This is a genomic window from Vibrio sp. IB15 (genome assembly GCF_016406055.1).
Taxonomy (GTDB): Bacteria; Pseudomonadota; Gammaproteobacteria; order Enterobacterales; family Vibrionaceae; genus Vibrio; species Vibrio chagasii.
In genome coordinates this window covers 35,945-55,025 of record NZ_JAEFCE010000013.1, presented here as the reverse complement: position 1 = coordinate 55,025, position 19,081 = coordinate 35,945, and the positions used below count along the sequence as shown (strand labels likewise).

16 protein-coding genes and 2 pseudogenes are annotated in these 19,081 nt (G+C 42.4%); 6 read left to right on the top strand and 12 right to left on the bottom strand.

The window, feature by feature from the left end:
• Positions 1–264: 264 nt before the first annotated feature.
• Entirely contained in the window at positions 265–1,971 is a 1,707-nt protein-coding gene (locus tag JC606_RS07005; RefSeq protein WP_137407074.1) for a phospho-sugar mutase, read from the top strand.
• A 104-nt stretch (positions 1,972–2,075) separates the two neighbouring features.
• On the opposite strand, the gene JC606_RS07000 is transcribed toward JC606_RS07005, so the two are convergent.
• From JC606_RS07000 to yegD, 5 genes and pseudogenes are all read right to left on the bottom strand, one after another.
• Positions 2,076–2,708, bottom strand: a complete 633-nt coding sequence (locus JC606_RS07000) for a LysE family translocator (RefSeq protein WP_061031342.1) — start codon at positions 2,706–2,708, stop codon at positions 2,076–2,078.
• 150 nt (positions 2,709–2,858) lie between these two features.
• On the bottom strand, positions 2,859–3,491 hold the full coding sequence (locus tag JC606_RS06995) for a fumarylacetoacetate hydrolase family protein (RefSeq protein ID WP_137407073.1): 633 nt from the start codon (positions 3,489–3,491) through the stop codon (positions 2,859–2,861).
• 575 nt (positions 3,492–4,066) lie between these two features.
• Positions 4,067–4,579, bottom strand: a pseudogene (locus tag JC606_RS06990) (toxic anion resistance protein); the annotation flags it as partial.
• Positions 4,580–4,765: 186 nt separating this feature from the next.
• A complete protein-coding gene (locus tag JC606_RS06985; RefSeq protein WP_063523826.1) occupies positions 4,766–5,578 on the bottom strand; it encodes a hypothetical protein in 813 nt (270 codons plus the stop codon).
• A gap of 327 nt (positions 5,579–5,905) precedes the next feature.
• Entirely contained in the window at positions 5,906–7,270 is a 1,365-nt protein-coding gene (gene yegD / locus JC606_RS06980; protein ID WP_198778282.1) for a molecular chaperone, read from the bottom strand.
• Between the two features lie 158 nt (positions 7,271–7,428).
• On the opposite strand from yegD, the gene JC606_RS06975 reads away from it, so the two are divergent.
• On the top strand, positions 7,429–7,737 hold the full coding sequence (locus JC606_RS06975; RefSeq protein ID WP_137407071.1) for a DUF1289 domain-containing protein: 309 nt from the start codon (positions 7,429–7,431) through the stop codon (positions 7,735–7,737).
• 100 nt (positions 7,738–7,837) lie between these two features.
• Here the strand turns inward: JC606_RS06975 and JC606_RS06970 are convergent, their stop codons facing one another.
• Positions 7,838–8,188 (bottom strand): HopJ type III effector protein, encoded by a 351-nt coding sequence (locus tag JC606_RS06970; RefSeq protein WP_198778281.1) that lies wholly within the window; start codon positions 8,186–8,188, stop codon positions 7,838–7,840.
• 196 nt (positions 8,189–8,384) lie between these two features.
• On the opposite strand from JC606_RS06970, the pseudogene JC606_RS06965 reads away from it, so the two are divergent.
• Positions 8,385–9,043, top strand: a pseudogene (locus tag JC606_RS06965) (PilZ domain-containing protein).
• Between the two features lie 79 nt (positions 9,044–9,122).
• Here the strand turns inward: JC606_RS06965 and luxQ are convergent.
• The 5 genes from luxQ to JC606_RS06940 form a co-directional block, all read right to left on the bottom strand.
• Positions 9,123–11,693, bottom strand: coding sequence for a quorum-sensing autoinducer 2 sensor kinase/phosphatase LuxQ (luxQ, locus tag JC606_RS06960; protein WP_102426275.1), 2,571 nt, complete (start codon positions 11,691–11,693; stop codon positions 9,123–9,125).
• A complete protein-coding gene (locus JC606_RS06955; protein ID WP_198778280.1) occupies positions 11,693–12,787 on the bottom strand; it encodes an autoinducer 2-binding periplasmic protein LuxP in 1,095 nt (364 codons plus the stop codon). Before JC606_RS06955 ends, luxQ begins: the two co-directional genes overlap by 1 nt.
• A gap of 307 nt (positions 12,788–13,094) precedes the next feature.
• Complete coding sequence (locus JC606_RS06950) at positions 13,095–13,409, bottom strand: GIY-YIG nuclease family protein (protein WP_102425585.1); 315 nt, start codon at positions 13,407–13,409, stop codon at positions 13,095–13,097.
• Entirely contained in the window at positions 13,410–14,066 is a 657-nt protein-coding gene (locus JC606_RS06945; RefSeq protein WP_137407068.1) for a YceH family protein, read from the bottom strand. It abuts the gene before it with no gap.
• Between the two features lie 63 nt (positions 14,067–14,129).
• Positions 14,130–14,330, bottom strand: coding sequence for a hypothetical protein (locus tag JC606_RS06940; RefSeq protein ID WP_063523833.1), 201 nt, complete (start codon positions 14,328–14,330; stop codon positions 14,130–14,132).
• A 195-nt stretch (positions 14,331–14,525) separates the two neighbouring features.
• On the opposite strand from JC606_RS06940, the gene JC606_RS06935 reads away from it, so the two are divergent.
• The 3 genes from JC606_RS06935 to JC606_RS06925 all read left to right on the top strand — a co-directional run bounded on the left by JC606_RS06935 (position 14,526) and on the right by JC606_RS06925 (position 16,014).
• Positions 14,526–14,840 carry a DUF496 family protein gene (locus JC606_RS06935; protein WP_004742367.1) on the top strand — a complete coding sequence of 105 codons (315 nt, stop codon included), beginning with the start codon at positions 14,526–14,528 and terminating at the stop codon, positions 14,838–14,840.
• Positions 14,841–14,985: 145 nt separating this feature from the next.
• A complete protein-coding gene (locus tag JC606_RS06930) occupies positions 14,986–15,612 on the top strand; it encodes a D-Ala-D-Ala carboxypeptidase family metallohydrolase (protein WP_137407067.1) in 627 nt (208 codons plus the stop codon).
• Between the two features lie 165 nt (positions 15,613–15,777).
• Complete coding sequence (locus JC606_RS06925) at positions 15,778–16,014, top strand: hypothetical protein (protein ID WP_061031252.1); 237 nt, start codon at positions 15,778–15,780, stop codon at positions 16,012–16,014.
• A gap of 73 nt (positions 16,015–16,087) precedes the next feature.
• Here JC606_RS06925 and JC606_RS06920 read toward each other — a convergent pair whose 3' ends face one another.
• Positions 16,088–18,652: an ATP-binding protein gene (locus JC606_RS06920; protein ID WP_198778299.1), complete on the bottom strand. Its 2,565-nt coding sequence runs from the start codon at positions 18,650–18,652 to the stop codon at positions 16,088–16,090.
• Between the last annotated feature and the right edge of the window lie 429 nt (positions 18,653–19,081).

Below are 19,081 nucleotides of genomic sequence, written 5' to 3'. Positions count from 1 at the left end.
GGAGGTTTCAACGAAAGATTCAAAAACGGCGAAATTGTTCAATTTTGTTATATTTATGTAAAAGGCTAGTTAGTGATATCCAATTGTTCAAGGTAAGTTTACTTACAAAATAGTCAATTATTTAGAATGGCTTAGCCCACTTGTCTTTGTCGTTGGAATTTATTTTTAATCGAGTTTTACGATTGCTTTCATGGAAATGATAATCAATATCACTTAAATTAATCCCAACAGTAAGTCATACCGACATAAAAAGGTTCAGTGATTATGCAAGATGCTATGAATTGGTTAGCGAGAGACCCAGATCCAAGAACTCGTGAAGAGCTACAACACCTCATTGATGAGGGAATGCACGACGAATTGAAAGACCGCTTTACGCAGCGATTAGAATTCGGAACAGCGGGTCTTCGAGGTAAAGTAGGATGTGGCCCAAACAGAATGAACCGCTTAGTCATTCAAGAAACCGCGACTGGGCTTGGTCACTATCTAATTGAACATGTAGCAAACGCGACCATGAGAGGTGTCGTTGTGGGCTATGATGGCCGATTAGATTCAAAGCAATTCGCGATTGATACCGCTTCAGTACTGACGGCTTTAGGCATCAAGGTTTATCTAACATCGAATGTAGCTGCGACCCCTATCGTTGCTTTTGGTATCGAGCATTTCAACGCAGCAGCGGCCGTTGTGGTGACAGCTAGCCACAACCCACCTGAATATAACGGCTTCAAGGTATACTGGGAAAATGGCGCACAAATTATACCGCCTCATGATGCAGGTATTGCCGCTGAAATTGACTCCGCAGCGACTAAGCCTATCCCTTTGATGAGCCTCAGTGATGCGGAAACGCAAGGCAAGTTAGTGTGGCTCACCGAGGGTTACTATCAAACCTACCGCGCTGCGATCAACAAAAGCCCATTTGTAAAGAACGATATAGAGTCTGCTAATACCACCATCGCTTATACAGCAATGCATGGGGTGGGCGCACAGATGGCAGAAGATCTTCTGCACGACTCGGGTTTCCATAAGGTATTCAGCGTTGCAGAGCAAAGAGAACCTGATGGCCACTTCCCAACGGTGAATTTCCCTAACCCAGAAGAAAAAGGGGCAATGGATCTTGTGGTTAATCTAGCAAAAAGCGTCGATGCAGATATTGCTTGTGCTAATGACCCTGATGCGGACCGATTTGCGGTTGCAGTAAGAACAGATGACGGCTCATACAAAATGCTGACTGGCGATCAGGTCGGTGTGCTATTCGCGCATTACTTGTTATCAAAACCTCACACCAAAAATCAATTGGTGGGTAACAGTATCGTATCGTCTACCCTCCTTGAGAAAGTCGCTAATTCTCACGGTGCTACCTACTTCCAAACGCTAACAGGGTTTAAGTGGCTAGCTAACATTGGCATGCAGTTGGAAGATGAACAAGACGAATTCCTATTCGCCTATGAAGAGGCGCTAGGCTACACGATTGGAACTCAAGTCCGCGATAAAGATGGTTTGTCAGCCATTGTCGTTTTCGCACAACTGGTCGAGGAGCTAAAATCTCAAGGTCGAACAGTATGGGATCTTCTGGCTCAGATTTCCTTTGAACATGGTGTTCATACCAATGCGCAGCGTAGTATCGCGCTGGACCCAGATTCACCTTCAATTGGCTCTAAGCTTCGCGCAGCACAACCAAAAACAATCAATGGCATTGCGATATCTGTGATTGAAGATCTTCACTCTTCGCTACGCTTCATTACTGGTGGTGCAACAGAGGCGATAAACCTCCCTGCGAGTGACGTACTCATCTATCATCTCGAAGATGGTTCTCGCATTATCGTCCGCCCATCGGGCACAGAGCCAAAGGTTAAGGTTTATTACGAAACCGTGACAAAATTTGAGGGGACAGAAACCTATGACGACACTCGTCAGCGAGGTGAAGAATATATGGATAAGCTCATCGAACAACACCAGAAAGAGCTGAACTCTTAACGGATTAACGCATTAAGAATGCATCAGTTAAATTAAAAATGGACGCTCTAAGCGTCCATTTTTCTTTAAACATCTGGTTGCGGATAATCGCGTTTGGTTGTTACTTATGAAGTGAAGAAAGAAGACAGCATCCAAACCGCTAATACAACAAATACGCCACCCATCACTTTCTGTTGATAGGTACGAAACTTAGCATTTTCTACCAGTGACTTACCGATGGTACCTACCAGAGCTACAAGCAAGAAGTTGAACGTTAAGCCTAACACATTGAGTAATAAGCCTAGCACCAACATCTGTTCGCCCGATGTCGCCTCAATATTTGTCGACACGAACTGAGGTAAAAACATCACAAAGAATACCAAGGCTTTAGGATTCAGCAGGTTACTGATCAGCGCTCTTTGGTAGTAAGCCTTTGCAGCGAAATTATCAGTCAGTTCAGGCGCATTGCCCTGCTCTGTTCGCAGGCAGTCCCACCCCATTTTTAGCAAGTATGTACCACCTAATAGGTGGAGAGCATTCAAAGCAACAGGGCTCATTGCAATTAATGCAGATACGCCCATCGCCGCTAAAACAGTAAGAATGATGCCTGAAGTCGCGTTACCTAAGCTCGCAAAGACACCAACCTTGCGACCATAACTCATGCTTGAGCTAGCAATCAGCAACATATCAGGACCAGGTAAAAGGAGAAGAGCGACGACGGCAGTCAAGTAAACAGGCAGAATGGTTAAATCGATCATAGGGTTTAGCATTGATAAAAATGGAGACGGATTTTATATCAATTACCAACACCCTTCCAGATGCAATTAGTTGTACCATAGCTAAAATTTCGAATTAAAAACTAACATCATAAAATTAGCCAAAATTATTAACTAAATAGACAACTTTAGTTAACTCGCAACCCACTCTATCTCTATCAATGTTGTCTCACCACACTTAAGGCGACCTAGGAAAATATCACCTTGATGTACTTCTCCGACACCTTTAGGGGTGCCCGTCATCACTACATCGCCATCTAGCAAAGTCGTGTAAGAAGAGAGCTCTTCGAGGATTGTTTGTGGGGAATATAGCATTTGCTCAACGTGTCCTTTCTGAACACGAACACAGTTAATAAACAGCTCTAGATTTAAGTCTGCGAGATCCAAGTTTGTTATTGGAACAAAGCGGCTAAGAACGGCAGAACCATCAAATGCTTTAGCACGCTCCCAAGGCAAGCCTTTCGCTTTCAAGCTGCTTTGCAGCTCGCGCTTAGTCAGATCTAACCCTAAACCTACTGCTGAATATTGACCGTTTTCAACGATGAAACAAATTTCTGCTTCATAGTGCAGGGCTTCCTGATGAAAAGAAGAGAGGGAAGAAGTTACGCTAGTACAGGGTTTATTGAACACCACCATAACGTCTGGAATCGCGTTGTTAAGTTCTTCAATATGATCGACATAGTTACGCCCAACACACAGTACTTTCGTCGGTGTCGCTGTTTGTTTCGAATTCATTAACTTTTCCTGATCTACAACACTGCTCATAGTTTATCCCTGAACTATTTTGGAATGCGGAGTTTACCTCATCCCAAAGATAGAATCTTCGACAAGCTGGCGACTGATCTCTAAATTCTGATCTTTAGCTCAATTCGCTCATTGGGAAATTTTCATAAGGAAATCGGGGCATTCTGAGGTGGTCATTCAAAACGAAAAAAGCCCTCTCCAACCAAAAGGTTTGAGAGGGCTTAGCATGGTGTCTAGGACAGTATCCTAAAAGGTAAACCTAAGGAGTAAACACTATGCTAAATCAGTCTGAGACTTATAGGTAATAGCGGGCATCAGTAGCCACCAGTAGTCTGCGTTACCGAAATCAAAAGTATCTCAGTAGTTCACCGTTTCTTCCATATTAGTCAGTACCTAGTTAGCGAACTCCTCGTAGATGACAACGTTCATGAATGAGTTTGGCGTATAAGAAAAGTTGTAACAATATTCTATTGAGATGGACAAAAATCAATTACAAAGAAGAGATTCAAAGCTGGAAGTAAAATACCCCCTACTTTCAGTACCAGTTAAAAGTACATGAGAAATGAGTATAGGGGGTGATTTCTCGATGGCTCTCCTTACAAGGTTTGCTCAAGCGCTTGTTTAAGTTCTGCTTCTGCTCGCTCAATCACTTGTTGAGCCTGCTCGCGTTGCGCTCTGCCTTCCTTGACTCGTAATAGCGTATTGTTCAACGTTTCTATCGTCAGTTGATTCACGGTCTCTAGAGAATCAAGGTCGAGAATGCCACGCTGGTCATTTTCTGCTATTTGCTCTTCTAACGCCTTCAGTTTCTCTGCGTTTTGCACATATTGCTTATTGGTATAATCCTTCACCGCGCGCGTTACCTTTAACGCTTTCTCTTTTTCGTAATTGGAAATCGCAATCAAGAATTGGCGCTTCCACAATGGGAAAGTGTTGTGCACGATATCTTGAATGTCTTCCATCAGCATTTTATTGCCTTCTTGAGACAATCGAATCTGAGGTGCGGTTTGGATAGCAGCAAGGCGAGTGAGCTCAAGGTTATGTACTCGCTTTTCTAAACGCGCAACGGCTTGGGTGGCATCACGGTATTTCTGAGCATCCATAGTATTTCAGCCTGTAAGAACGAGCAGGGCAATTAACAATTAACAATTAACAATTAACACATTAACAATATTCAATGTAAATATATCTCCCCCCTTCTAAATATAAAAGAATAAATAAGCAAGATAACTACATTGAAAGCCCGGAATCATAATTTGAAGCCAGGCCAACTGTATTACTCAATAACTAATTAATCATTCAGTGATCTCAACACCAAAATGCTCGGTACAAGTCACTTGGCTAGGCTGACCGCCTGAGTCATAGCCACAAAAGTCTTCCTCAAGAATAGCGTAATCGGCACGCGTATCTGCCAATTGCTGCATAAATTCTTCTTTGGTAACTTTCTTTTCTCGGTAGAAACTTGCATAAGTTGGCTGGTCCATAAAAAAGCCTTGAGCTGTACGCACTCTCGTATCATTTGGTGGGAGGGTCGTTAACTGGTTTTGCATGATACTTCCGTCAGGCAAATACACTTGGTATAGAACACTGTTTTCCCCCATCAAAGTGGTTGAGGTGTCCACCATCATTCCATAAGCTTCGTAAGAGCCAGCTAACCCCCCATTACAATCCGATGCACTTTGATCGGCACTAAAGATCTTTTCATTACCATTCGTTCCACAAATTCCCGAACCAACAACATCTTCACCGCTTGTACATTCTGTTAGGTCCTTCGGAGGGTAGAGGAACACATTTCGCTGCTTAATGCTGTTCCCAACAACTTCTAGATGAATGAAACCTTTGTAGTGATCGTAGCGGTAGGGCCAACTGGAGGATACATTGGGGTTACCATCGCTTCCTAAAAAAGTATACTCACCAACCCACCACCCCTCTTCTCTTTGCCAAGCTTCAAAATCAAGCAAGTTTACTGACTCTAAATCACAAGAAGAGTCAGAAATAACAGTCTCGACTTCCGAACTACCCTCGACTTCCGCACTAGTGTCATTATCGTCATTGCAAGCGGCTATTAAAGTACATGTAACAATGACAAATGTTGTACGTAAAAACATAGAACCTCCATATCGGAATAAACTTTGTTCAACAAACAACACATAAGCATATTTTATACCCTATGTTACTTATTTTTCACATCAATCATTGTTGACGTTAACTCATCGCCTCCAACCCTACGCAACCTTTAAGAGTTCATATACTTAAATCTATTTGTAACTCAGAACTCATTACTGGATGTAGCGAGAATCATTTTTACGATGGTACAAAACACTGCAATCATTTTTAAAATTGATAGTATTGCCAACATTTCCTCCTCTTGTTTTTATTTTGATTCTCTAAAAGCAAAGTGAGTATTGAAATAATACAAATATCCGTAGAATTCTCTAAGATCCATTTTTACTGAAGCAAACCTCAGCCCAACGAGCTAAGCCCGCCGTTACTGAACCGAAATAGTTGCCACTCACAATAGGCACATTCGGTACGGCTTGTTGAACCGCTTCTCTAAGGATAGGTGAACGTGCTGAACCACCCGTCATATAGATAACATCTGGTTTCTTTTCGCCTTGTTGAATAGCCTCTTTAACCAACTCAATCATCTTAGACTTTGGCGTATCGATAGCATCCACCATCTGTCCAACTGAGATATCGACTTCGATCAACTCGGAAGCAACATTCATCGCTGCGCGATACTCTGAAGATTCCGCCAACGCGATCTTAGCTTCTTCAGCTCTACGTACGATGCCGTAACCCAAAGTATCGTGATAAACCTTGAGTAAGCGGTCTAGCTTCTGTGGTTCAGCAGCTTCTTTACGAAGTAACTTCAGTGCTACAAGGTTTTCTCGCGAGTAAAAATTCTTTTGAGCTTCTACATTGTTGATGGCTATTGGGTTCCAGAATTGGGTCAATGGCATATCAATACCGGAAATCGCTTTACTGCTCATACCGAAAGGTGACATCAGTTGTTTGAAAGCCAGGTAAATATCTAAGTCATTACCCCCTACCCTTTGACCACTGTGCGCTAATAAGCTCTGGCTACGATCGGCTTTCCCAGACCAACTCGGGCCCATTTCTAGTAGAGAACAGTCGGTCGTACCACCACCAATATCAACAACCAATACCGTTTGGTTTTCAGTCAGAGTGCTTTCATAATCTAAGCCAGCAGCTACAGGTTCAAATTGAAATGCAATATCTAGGAAGCCCGCACGCTTCGCCGCGCGAGATAAGATAGCTTCAGCTTGTCTGTTTGCTTCTTCACCACCGCGACCGTGGAAGTTAATTGGTCGACCAATAACCGCTTGTTTGATTTTTTCTTGAGTAGTGAGCTCAGCTTGCTGCTTGATGTTGGCCATCATGGCACATACTAGATCTTCAAAGAAGCTAACCTGAACGTCATGTAGCCCACTTGCGCCTAGGAAAGACTTAGGAGACTTTACATAATAGACATCACGCGGATCTTCTAAGTAGAGATCTAACGCTGCCTGACCAAATGCCATGTCTTCTGGCACAAGGTCGATACTCTCTTCGCGGTTGAGGGCAATGGCACGTCGTAGCACTTGCTCACCGACAGCATCGCTCGGTTTGATGTTCAGGTGGCGAAATAAATGTTCAGATACACTCTCACGAGTAGGAGCAAATACGGTTGAGGGAATATAGTGGTTGCTACCTTCTAACGGTAACAAGCTTGGTTCTCCATTGACTATTGCAGCCACAGAACAGTTTGCTGTTCCATAATCAAATCCAATAAACATAATATCCCCCACTCAACAAAAGGGGCGAGATGCTACATGAAAAGCCTTTCAATTACGAGGTCATTTACTATTTTTCAGAGTCAATTTTTAGTGAGTTTTCTCTTAAAACAGATACAAGTGTGTTACATTTCAGCCCAAACAAATCAAGGGTCAGATAGATGAAAACACCTTGCCGAGCGGCTTGTAAAAATAATGGTGGCATGTGTAGCGGCTGCTTCAGAACCATGGACGAAATTATAGGTTGGAAAGGCTTATCTGAGAATGAAAGAGAATCTGTGATGAATAACCTTAGCGGTATTAGCTCGACCCACCAATGCCCGCAATGTAACGAGCCTGCTCAGTGCGATATTAGCGTAGGTAAAGAGACGTGCTGGTGCTTTGAGCTAGAGAAAAGAGACACGAGCTCTATACCCAAAGTTGGAGTATGTATGTGTCGTAAATGCTTGTCTGAATTCCCAATTCAGTAGCCTGTCGGTATTGAAAGATCTAAGAAATAAGCGAGATAAGCTCATCTCGCTTCATGGTCTTAATGTTTAAGTAAGTATTTACTTCACCATTGAACCCTATTTACTTGGACTTTAAGACCAACGCCGGCTGGGAGAATTCAACCCCACTCCAGCCATGAACCATAAAGTTTCGGATGTTCTGGTGATCAGTGTTCTCTGGAAAACCTAGTACATCATTACGGTAGTATTGGCCAAAGCACGCTAGTGTTTGCTCTGCTGAAAGCCCTTGATCTTGGCCGAACGCAAAAGTTTTGCATGAACCGTTGTTCTTCCCTGCCTCATTCACCACATCTCCATTGCGAAATTCGCACTCAGAAAAATCATAATGAGCTTCAATTACCTGCATTGTATCTTCAAATTGAACACTTTCAGGTGATTCAGACAGGGTGTTTAACAAGGTTTCTAGTTCCATTTACTCTTTCTCCTTTGATTAGATTATGGGTAGCAGTGTAACGCGTTTTTTGCTCAGAGTAAGCCGCTGTTTGAGTGACAAACCATTTCCACTTTTTTCATTCAGATATCTTCATTTCCTTAGTGAAAGTAATGATATAGTTCTATTGGGACGTTATATTATTTTCAATATATGGTTAACATTTTCATTGAAGAACATGCATAAAGATAAAACGTAGAACTGTTTAGATACCTGAAACCCGGTACAAAAGCACCAGGTGTATTAGAGTTTGGCCCCGACGACTCAATTCAGATCAGTACTCTATATATTGGGCACAAAGAAGAGCAGTACCTTATCTTAGAGCTGTCACAAAAAGCGACCGAGGCACTGACGTTAAGAAAACTCATCAACGTCGATATCATCGTTCGAGCGATTACAGACACAGAACTTGGGCACATCGTCGCATTCAAAACCAATGTACTTGCTCATATCACCTCCCCTGCGCATCTTCTATTTCTTCGTCCGCCAACGAGCTTTGCAACAAAACCAATCCGCGAACACGAAAGATACAAAGTGCGCCTCAACTGCGAAGTTACCTTTGACACCTTGACGCTAAACGCTGTGTTAGTCGATTTCTCTGTTTCCGGCTGTGGTATCTACATTACACAACTATCCGATATTGATGTGGGATGGAAGGTAAAGGTGGATTCAATATTGAGTGAGCACTTAGATAGTGAATTGGTTTACAAAGTCGTGAGTAAGAAAAGACAAGGCCAAGGCTGGGTGCTAGGAATTCAATTCCCTGAACACCTAGACATGAGTGATGAGCTTAAAACATTACTGTTAGAACAAGCTTTCGTTGCTGGCTTTGTATAGTTGTTCTCGGATATTCAGGATGCAGCTCTCGAAACCACTCGGTGTGGCACAGCCTTGCATTCAAAGAGTTAAAGAAAAACTAGAGTCTGTTTTGATCCCAGTATGATTTTTTGAAATGGACAAAAGCTTGATGCAATGACTCTTCTTTAATCGGTTTAACAATCACATAGTTGGCACCTGCAGCCATAAAACTATCCCTTGTCGATTCTTGAGCATCTGCAGTACACGCATAAATCGGGGCTAATACACCGATTTCCTCTCGCAACTGTTGTGTCGTTTCAACGCCGCCAAGATTAGGAAGTTGATTATCCATTAGAATGAGGTCATAAGTGGTTGCTTTTGCGAGCTCTATGGCCTCCAGACCATCTTTCGCCCAGGTCACCACCATGCCATATTTTTTACAAAAAGCCTGTGCGATGAAAGCATTGGTGTGGTTATCTTCCACCAGCAACACCTTCAAAGAGCGATCGAATAGCGCCTCAGGTTCTATACCTGTTTGCTGCTTAACATCAATTAGCGTCTTAGAGTTCAGTTCAACTGGGATTTCGATAATGAATTCCGAGCCTTGATCTTTAGCACTGCGAACCTGAATATCGCCTTCCAGCATGTCGACCAAGTTTTTAACAATGGTTAACCCTAACCCAGTCCCGCCGTACTCACGTGTTGTCGTTTCTTCGGCTTGGACAAAGGGTTCAAAAACGGCATCAATTTTACTCCCATCAATACCAATACCGGTGTCTTTAACGCGAACGATCAAGCTGGCTTTATTCGCATTGAAGATACTTTCAAGTTCAAAGCTAACAGAGATACCACCTTGATGCGTAAATTTTAGGGCGTTACTCAACAAATTAAACATAATTTGGTTCAAACGCACTTGGTCGGTATTGATTTCAATGTCGTCAGCCAGATGATTCACGATCGTGAATGTGATCGATTTATCCTCACAAAGTGGACGGTAGATGCTGTCTAGAGTGTTAATCAACTCCGCCAAGCGGAAGTCTTTCTTTTGAATATTGAATTGCCCTTGCTCGATCTTTGAAAAATCCAAAATGTCGTTCAATACCGCTAGCAAGTGTTCTGCACTGTTACAGAGTACATCGACCTGCTCTTTATTATCTTCATTGTGCATAGAGCGTTTAAGAAGCTGAGATACACCCAAGATGCCATTGAGTGGTGTACGAATTTCGTGGCTCATCTTCGCCAAGAAATCAGCACGAACGTTCGCAAGATGCTCGGCCTCTTCTCTGGCACGATCGGCTTGTCTCTCCGCTTCAACCAACTTGGTTATGTCTTGTCCTTGTACTACGACGCCTGTGATGCCATGTTCAACCCGAATCGCCGACATATTCCAACGAAACACCTTTTCGCCAATTGGTACGTTAATGCCCGTCAACTTGGCCCCTTGAACCACCATTTGTATGTTTGGCAGCATACGATGTTCGAACTCATGTGCAACGGCACCATAATTATCATCTTCATCAAACAGCGTCATACGCGCTGCTGGATTCATTTGAATCAAGTCGCCTTTTTCAGACCAAACCAAAATAGGAGAATGAGCAAAGTTAAACAGGTCTTGGAATTTTTGATTTTGTTCAGATAGACGTTCAAAGGTATCCTCAAGAGTACAGCCTATGTGATGAAACTCGAAAATATTAGAGCCATCAAATTTGTTGTACTCTTCGCTATCACTAGCTGAGCGAGTGAAGTCCATGAGCTTATCAAGTTCAGCAGAAACTCTTCTCTGAATCCAAGAACGGGCAAAGAAAGACATGAAAACGATCACAACAATGACAACGATGATCGCACGCTCATAGTTCTCTTCTAAGGCGATGACGTTACTGTTCTTTTGAACGGCACGAATGATAAGAGGCGTTTCTACCGCGTTGATTTTAATCGTGGTGATAGTGACAAAATGACGAGGTAATTGCTCGTAGATTCTGTAATTGAGGATGTCTGTTATCGAGTAACTTTCATCACCACTGAAGGTTGAAGTGACAGGCGTACCGTGCGCTTCAATCACGATATTTTCGCAGTTACTGCCCTGCTGGATAGACTCTGCGAGAGAAAAATTATTATCAAGGACAATGGCTATATACAGCTGTCCGAGTACTTCGCCCGTTTTACTGTCAACAATCGGAGTACGACGAGCTAACAAGTGACGCTTACCTATGTCCGTCATCAGTTGAATAAAGTGCCAATTGCTACTGAACGAAACCTCTTCAGAAATATGCTTCAGGCTTTTGTCATCCAAGCCATAAAACTGACCGTTACCGTCCTCCCACGCTAAACCGTCATGAGTAGAGACAAAGCGAAGATCTGGCGCATGATCCGGTTCACGCTGGTCGACACCAAAGAAAAAGTAGCTAAGTACCTCTTCGTCATTGGTCTTAAAATACTCACGTAGCGTATCACTGTGCGAGCTACTATCTTGGTGAATTTGCAACACAGACAAACGGTAATCAAACATATTCTGGATCAAGCTAGAGGTTTGCTTAACCGTTCTATTGGTCTCTTGTTTTACAATACTACTACTGGTCTCGTAGTTATGAATAAGCACGCCAAGCGCCATCACCCCGATCACTAAAATAATGATACGTGTAATTAATTTGGCTAGGGTGTTCCTTGGAGTATTGGCGTAGCTTTTCTTCATTATTGACCTGAGTATCTAAATGCTCGCTGTTTCAGTTGAGAAATGCGTTCTGGGGAGTCTTCTTTAGTCACGATTTCAAAATCACCAGAGTAAACAGTAGGAACGGCTTCCCCGGCAAGGTCCCACTTAATAGCCTCTGCCATTGCGATACCCGTATCATCGTTCATACGCATCACAGTGACATCAAGTTCACCTCTTTCAATCGCTTCAAGTTCAGCAGAGCCACCGCCCCAGCCATTAACTAAGATATCTCGACCCGATTCTCGAATCGCATCCACCGCACCTAAAGCGACATCGGTTGCACATGCATAAATAAAGTCTAGGTCTTTATCGTTCTCTATGCTGATTTTAGCCGCTCGGTAACCACTCTCTTTGTCCGATCTTGTGTAAAAAGAGGATTTTAAATCAAAGTTCGTATCACTGTTTACATCGTGAATGAAGGTATCACCACGGGCATCACTAATATAACCTTCTGAGCGGTACAGAACCGAGTATTTGCTGTTGGGTTTGCTGACTTCTTTGAAGTAATTCGCTAATTTTAAACTGCCCGTTGCATGGTCAAAACCAACATACATGAAGGGTTGTCTATCAGCCCATGCTCGGACTGGCGTAGTGATGTTCTGCAGAATAAGTTTGGTATCAGTAGAGCTCAATACGTGCTCAATAAATTTACGATGGCGCGTCGTGTCCAGCGTAAAGATCAAATAATCGGTTTTATTTTCTATCGCTTCTTGTAACGAGATACTTTGCTGTGCGAGATCCGCGTTCACTCTCGTAAACACTTGGTTAATTTGATAATTAATTCTCAGTTTATCAAGTCGCTTTTCAAAAGCTTGGATGTTACGAACCCAATAATCAGAGATTTGTTGGCCCGGATACACGACAGAAATCGTGATCGGCTCATCCTGGACTCGTTTCAGTGGAACGGGGTGGTTTTGCACAGCCTGAACCATTTTATCGGTTAAGGCTTTTTGTTCAGGAAAGTTAGAAAGGTAATCTTGGTACTCCCAATATCCGTTAAGGACATGGGTTCCGTGGGAGAGAGCGGACGCAGAAAATACGGCTAGTCCAAACAACATCAATAAACGTTTCATATTTTTCTCGTTTTATATGAGCTACTTTGGCTCATTTTTTAACCTAGCATGACACCATCTCTTTGAATGGCTGAAAGATATTATGTAGGACAACGAGGATAAATGATAGCGGCTAGAGCTAATTAGAACGACATTCCAAATGAGTGATATATCAAATGAGAGCGGTAACAGAAAAACTTTAGTGTCACGTGGCTAAACACGCATTCCTAATTTTATATTTTTCAAATAAAAATCAACCATTTAATAAAACCCTCTCGGAATTTTTAATTATTACGATTTTATCAGTAGTCACTATTTTAGGTATGAATTATGAGACTTCGATATATTGAATGTTGTCGTCTTGCCACTCAATGATAAGTTTTAGTGATACTAACTTTTCTTTACGTAACTTAGGTAATTGTTTGATCGCGTATTCGGTTTTCAGAGCCTCACTTTTCGACTGGGTCTCCATACTCCAAACTAACTTCAGCGGCCCCTTGCCTTTTAGGGCTTTGGCACCTTTACCAGTTTGGTGCTGCTCAAAGCGGCGTTGTAGATTATTGGTGACACCACAATACAAAGCGTTATGACGATTGCGGATCAGGTACACGACCCAATCCGCCTTGTTCTCAGATTCAGACATTTAAAGCAGAGATTCAACCAGAGCTTTCAACTCGGCTACTTCAGCCCTTAGGCTTGCAACTTCAGACTCTAGCTCTTGCAGCTTCTCACTCGATGCTGACGGTGCTGCAACACCTGCAGATGCCGTCGCAAACGCTTCAACATCGACTTCACCGCTGAGTAAATGCTGATAACGTGACTCACGCTTACCTGCTTCACGCGGCAGTTTAACAACCAAGGCGCCAGCTTCACGGGTCGCTAGCTTTTCGAGCGTTGCTTCCACCTCTTTTACATCAGTGAAATTCGCCAAGCGCCCTGTCCTCGTACGTAATTCGCCCGGCGTTTGTGGACCACGCAGTAACATACAACAGATGATCGCGCGCTCTTGTTCTGTAAATTGCAGATCACCAAATTCAGTATTGCAGAAGCGATGCTGGTACTTATTAACACGACTATTAAAACTACTTTCGTCACTCACCATGCGGCGAGCAATCAAGCCATCAACGGCATCTAATACTTCTGACTCAGACAACGACAGAACAGGCTCACGATTGCTTTTCTGATTACAAGCAGTGGTCAGACTGTTCAACGTAAGTGGGTAATGATCGGGAGTCGTCACTTCTTTTTCGATCAAGCAACCAATGATTCTCGCTTCAATTGGGGAAAGTACTGTGTTCATCGTTATTCCTTTTTATTATTTTGGTGATTCCGTCTCAGCACTAAACAATGCATTCACCTAGGACTAGTGCTCAGACAAAATTGGTACTCGTTTCTTTCTACCCTGTTCATCAATCATTATGATCTTAGAACGGTTTAGCTCTATTTCCACGACTTCCAAATAAGTACGCTCTTTTACATACGCATCACGAAGCTTGTTTTGCTCTGCTGAAGGTTCAGTCGCTTTATCACCTGAATCTTCGGTTTCCAATTGTTGTTGATTCATTTCACATTTCGTATCAATGCAGTATCTACATGGGATACTAACTTGAACGGCGAGATAAAAACAATCACACATCGGTGAGAGTGACGAATAATTAAACAACCTTACTTTTGCTTTGATCTAAAGACTGTTACATCATCAATTGATGTGCTTTAATCAGAACCAGATAACGTATTTGACGAATAGGAAAAGGAATCTATGAGCAGCGTATTTGAAATTGTTAACCAAGCACGACGTAAGAACAAACTTAAGCGTGAACTGCTAGACAACGAAAAGAAAGTTCGTGACAACCGTAAGCGTGTCGACCTTCTTGATAACCTACTTGATTACATCAAGCCAGAGATGACTCACGATGAGATTCTAGGCATCATCAAAAACATGAAAGCTGACTACGAAGATCGTGTTGATGACCACATCATCAAGAGCGCAGAGATTTCTAAAGCTCGTCGCGACATCAGCCGTCGTATCCGTGAGCTGACAGAAGAAGACAAGCAAATCCAAGGTAAGAAGTAATCTTACAAAGTTGGATGACTTGTTTAGTAACCCACTCTTTGTAGTGGGTTTTTTTGTACCTAAATTCCAGTGTCTATACTTAAGCCTACGTATTTAATGATTCAAATATCATTATCAAGGTCAACGTAAGAAATGGAGTCAACTTATGTACTCAACCATTCTGATTACCTTAGCGCTGTCATCAACTCAACCCTATCCACAAGAGTTTGAAAGGCTTTATACCGAAAATACCGAAATCACTTATGACGATCTCGTGGTCGACGTTCATGGCTACAAGGTTCCGACTCGTTCGGCATTTCGAGGCTGGATGCTACTTAATCACGCTGAAGACAAAGTAAGAGAGATTGGACAGCAGCTCAAAGATGCTGGAATCACCCAAAGCATGCCTTTGCATCTGGTGCTATTACAAGGAACAGACTGGGCGATGAGCAACACCACCTTGTTTACTCTTCCTGATAAGAAGAACGTGCCGAATATGATCAACACCTTGAAATACATTCAACAATACATTGAGCCTGAAATCGGTGTGGTGATTCCTGTATCTGGTGAAAGAACTCAGCTTTATAACCAACAAGCTGGCGGTGCACTACGAAGTAAACACTTAGAATTCTGCGCCTTGGACCTAGTCCCAGCGAATGACCTTACTCGAGAACAACTGCACGTAAAACTCAAAAAAATTCATGCTGAGTTTGGGCAGAAAAATAACGTTGGTCTGGGTTTGTATTCTGGTGTTCGTTTCCATATTGATACTTGTGGCTTTAGACAATGGTAAAAACACACTTAAAAGTCAAAAAGACATATAAATTGCAAGTGTCTTTTTGACTACAAAAGAGCAACACCTAAAGTTAAAACACTGATAATCAAGAGTTTTAAATCTTGGAACACTAATTGCTACTAGTTAAATATCAAAACAACTATTAGTAACTAGGAATTCAATATGAAGACGATGACTCAACGCTTTCAAACTCTACTTTCTGTATCTAACTTCAGCCTAGCAATCACCACGTTGCTTATGCTACTCAGCATAATTATCGCTTACCCAATGGCGGACCATTTCTCATTACCGATTCAGATCGTTGCGCATATCAGCACTATCATTGTGGCGGCTTTCGTCAAAATCAGTTATGTCGGTCGATGCCTTGCGCAATACAACCTTGGAATGGAAGTGCGTTAAATATCGGTAGATTCGTTCTAAAACTCAAAGCAAAAAAGCTCAACGACTTGTTGAGCCTCGAGTGAGATATCCATTAAACAATATCAAGACTGCTAAACAGATCATAGAGTTGGTGAGATTTATAAGGTTTAGGTAAATAAGCATTCATGCCCGCATCAAAACAATCTTTGATGTCTTCTTCTAACACACTTGCAGTTAAAGCAATAATGGGTAGTGGTGTCGCTTGTTGTTCAAGCTCCCACTGCCGGATTGCTCTGGTCGCTGTTATCCCATCCATGACTGGCATCATGCAATCCATCAACACGGCATCAAATTGCGCGCCCTGAGTGATAACATCAACCGCCTCTTGCCCATTACTAGTAATTAGATATTCATAACCAGCTTGTTCAAGAAAGAAGCTCGCTATCTTCTGATTCATCAAGTTATCTTCGACAATCAAGATACGTCGATTCAGAGGACGCACTTCTTCTTTTTCTGATTTGGCTTCAGGTACTGGCTCTTCATTCGCATCAAGTGACAATAGACTATTCAAGAAACGCCGTCCCAAGAATGGTAGTGTATGAGTTGAATGAACAGACTCTGTAATCAGATTAGTTTTGAATAAGTGGTGCTGACAAACAATCACGCGGTCTAACGGGTACTGTTCTTTCAACGCAGCTAAATCACTCTGCAGTGAGTGATGTAAGGTATGGCAATACAGAACAAAGTCGCTCTCTTTGATCTCTTCGTCTAGCGACGATATCGACCCCACCACCTTAGGTTTTATATTGAGGCGCTCACACTCTTTGGCTAATTGGTCGAGATAGTTAAAAGAGTTGGAAATGATCGTTGCACGATTTAAATTTTCGAAGCTTTGAACTTGCGTCTCTACCACATCGACATACAGACAAAACGTAAAGGTAGAGCCTTCACCTTTTACTGAACGGGCAGTGATGTATCCACCCATTAAATCAACAAGCTGCCGACAGATTGCTAACCCAAGCCCTGTGCCACCAAACTGACGCGTGATATTGCCATCCTCTTGAGTAAAGGGCTCAAATATGGACTCTAGTTTCTCTGGTTCAATACCAATGCCTGTATCCGAAACATTGCACTCGAGTTTACCTCTACCCATCGACATTGGCGTATAGGCGATGTCCGTTGTGATGGTACCGTTAGAGGTGAACTTGATGGCATTCGACAATAAGTTCGTCAGCACCTGCCTAACACGATACTCATCGAAGAATAGTTGCGGTGGTGTTTGAGAATCAATGTTCACATCGAGCTCAATGTCTTTACTGATCGCCTTAGATAAAATCACGCTCACAGAGTCATAGACGGCTTCACGTAAGTCAGCATTGTGTGGAGAGAGCATAAGGTTACCCAACTCAATCTTAGACAAGTCGAGAATGTCATTCAGTAGCACCAGTAATGAGTGCGACGATGACTCAATATCCCCAAGCACCTCTTGTTGGTTAGGGCTTAGCTTACTCTGCGATAAAATCTCCGCCATACCAATGATCCCATTTAAGGGAGTTCGGATCTCATGAGACATATTGGCGAGGAATGCACTTTTCGCTTTATTAGCTGATACGGCATCTTCTTTGGCTTCAATAAGCTCTTGATTACGTAGGTAGTTACGTTCCATCACCCTATTTAAGGTTTCAGTAAACTCTGCTAGCTCATCATTGCCCTCAATTTTTATGGTGTTCGGCTTACCATCGTTATCAGCGCACTCCGAAACGCCCTTCAAGATCATTGATAGATTTCTGTTCAAGCGTATAGAGATCATGGCTCCCAACCACAACAACACTCCCGAAACAGCAAGGATCAAGAACGAGATCACTAAAGTTTGTCTTTTCTGCAATGCAATATTGTTTGTTAAATCAAACTGCAATTGCTTGGTGTAAGCACTGATCGCTTGAGAAATGGCTCGCTTTTTGACCTCTAGACTTTTTAGGTGCTCATATACTTCGGGCAATGAAAGTTCTCCTTCGAGAATTCGTGTTGCAAACTTGTCCTGAAACTCATCTTGAGAAACTGTATTAAGAAGTTGCCTAATACTTGGAGAGCTCGTATCCGATTGGAAAAAGGTCTCTAATAACTGCTGCTGTCGATCTAACGCACTAATGTAACTCAGAAGATATTGATTTTTTTGTTCAGGCGAGCGGTACAAGCTGTAGCTCAACCATGCTTCTCGCTGGCTCCAAAACACGTAGTTAGTGAGGTGGACGAACATCGCATCAGCTTGACTAATATCTTCATCCAATAAAGCCACCCGATATTCGGATAACTGAAGCAACACGCCTTTTAATAGTCCGAAAGCCTTATCTATTAACGCCTGATTGCCAGAACCTGGCGTCACATTAGTCAGGCTCATTATCACATTCTTCAGTTCGGTCAGCAGAGGCTCAATATTCAGGTTTTCATCAGACTGCTTTAGTCGAGCCCCGTACTGAGAAAGCCTATCCAATTCTGATTGCAGGGTTAAAAGCAACTGGCCTTTCTCAGAGGAGTCATTAGACAGAACTAACCATCGATGGGCATTACTTGAAACCGTGTTAAAAGATTGAAGAGCTTCAACCTTAACTCGTGTAGTTTCAAGATTATTCATCTTCGTGTCGTTCTTGAACACTTGGTTTACTGTAAACCCAAACATGATGATTACAGACACAGTGGTAAGAAGAATTAGACGCCATCTAATTGACATGTTTATCATTTTTATAACTACTCCCTTCCCGAAAGTAATTTAACCTAGCCCAAGTAAAGAATAGGACATTAACAGCGGTTATTGATCAAATTGGATATGAACAAACGATACTCTGAGTCCAGAAAGGCAAATAATGTGCAGTGTACAAAGCAAACGTTGGTATCAGGATAGCAAATCAATGAAACGTTTCATTTCCGAGAGAGAGTTATTATCGCTCACATAACAAGTAAAGAAGTCACATTGATAAGGCAGAAAGGCAGCAAGTCACGGTGCTAGGTACGAACAAATTCCCAAATTAAGGTTAAATTTGTGAGATCCAAACGTTTGCGCCCTGCATTTTTTTCACGCAACGATGGCTTATTTGAAGGTTAAACAACA

Bases quoted from the DNA above. Each gene is read 5' to 3' on its own strand.
- luxQ (WP_102426275.1), bottom strand. From the start codon at position 11,693: ATGAAGAAAAGCTACGCCAATACTCCAAGGAACACCCTAGCCAAATTA.
- JC606_RS06935 (WP_004742367.1), top strand. From the start codon at position 14,526: ATGAGCAGCGTATTTGAAATTGTTAACCAAGCACGACGTAAGAACAAA.
- JC606_RS06930 (WP_137407067.1), top strand. From the start codon at position 14,986: ATGTACTCAACCATTCTGATTACCTTAGCGCTGTCATCAACTCAACCC.
- JC606_RS06945 (WP_137407068.1), bottom strand. From the start codon at position 14,066: ATGAACACAGTACTTTCCCCAATTGAAGCGAGAATCATTGGTTGCTTG.
- JC606_RS06955 (WP_198778280.1), bottom strand. From the start codon at position 12,787: ATGAAACGTTTATTGATGTTGTTTGGACTAGCCGTATTTTCTGCGTCC.
- JC606_RS06925 (WP_061031252.1), top strand. From the start codon at position 15,778: ATGAAGACGATGACTCAACGCTTTCAAACTCTACTTTCTGTATCTAAC.
- JC606_RS06970 (WP_198778281.1), bottom strand. From the start codon at position 8,188: ATGGAACTAGAAACCTTGTTAAACACCCTGTCTGAATCACCTGAAAGT.
- yegD (WP_198778282.1), bottom strand. From the start codon at position 7,270: ATGTTTATTGGATTTGATTATGGAACAGCAAACTGTTCTGTGGCTGCA.
- JC606_RS06920 (WP_198778299.1), bottom strand. From the start codon at position 18,652: ATGTTTGGGTTTACAGTAAACCAAGTGTTCAAGAACGACACGAAGATG.
- JC606_RS06985 (WP_063523826.1), bottom strand. From the start codon at position 5,578: ATGTTTTTACGTACAACATTTGTCATTGTTACATGTACTTTAATAGCC.
- JC606_RS06975 (WP_137407071.1), top strand. From the start codon at position 7,429: ATGAAAACACCTTGCCGAGCGGCTTGTAAAAATAATGGTGGCATGTGT.
- JC606_RS07005 (WP_137407074.1), top strand. From the start codon at position 265: ATGCAAGATGCTATGAATTGGTTAGCGAGAGACCCAGATCCAAGAACT.
- JC606_RS06950 (WP_102425585.1), bottom strand. From the start codon at position 13,409: ATGTCTGAATCTGAGAACAAGGCGGATTGGGTCGTGTACCTGATCCGC.
- JC606_RS06995 (WP_137407073.1), bottom strand. From the start codon at position 3,491: ATGAGCAGTGTTGTAGATCAGGAAAAGTTAATGAATTCGAAACAAACA.
- JC606_RS06940 (WP_063523833.1), bottom strand. From the start codon at position 14,330: ATGAATCAACAACAATTGGAAACCGAAGATTCAGGTGATAAAGCGACT.
- JC606_RS07000 (WP_061031342.1), bottom strand. From the start codon at position 2,708: ATGATCGATTTAACCATTCTGCCTGTTTACTTGACTGCCGTCGTCGCT.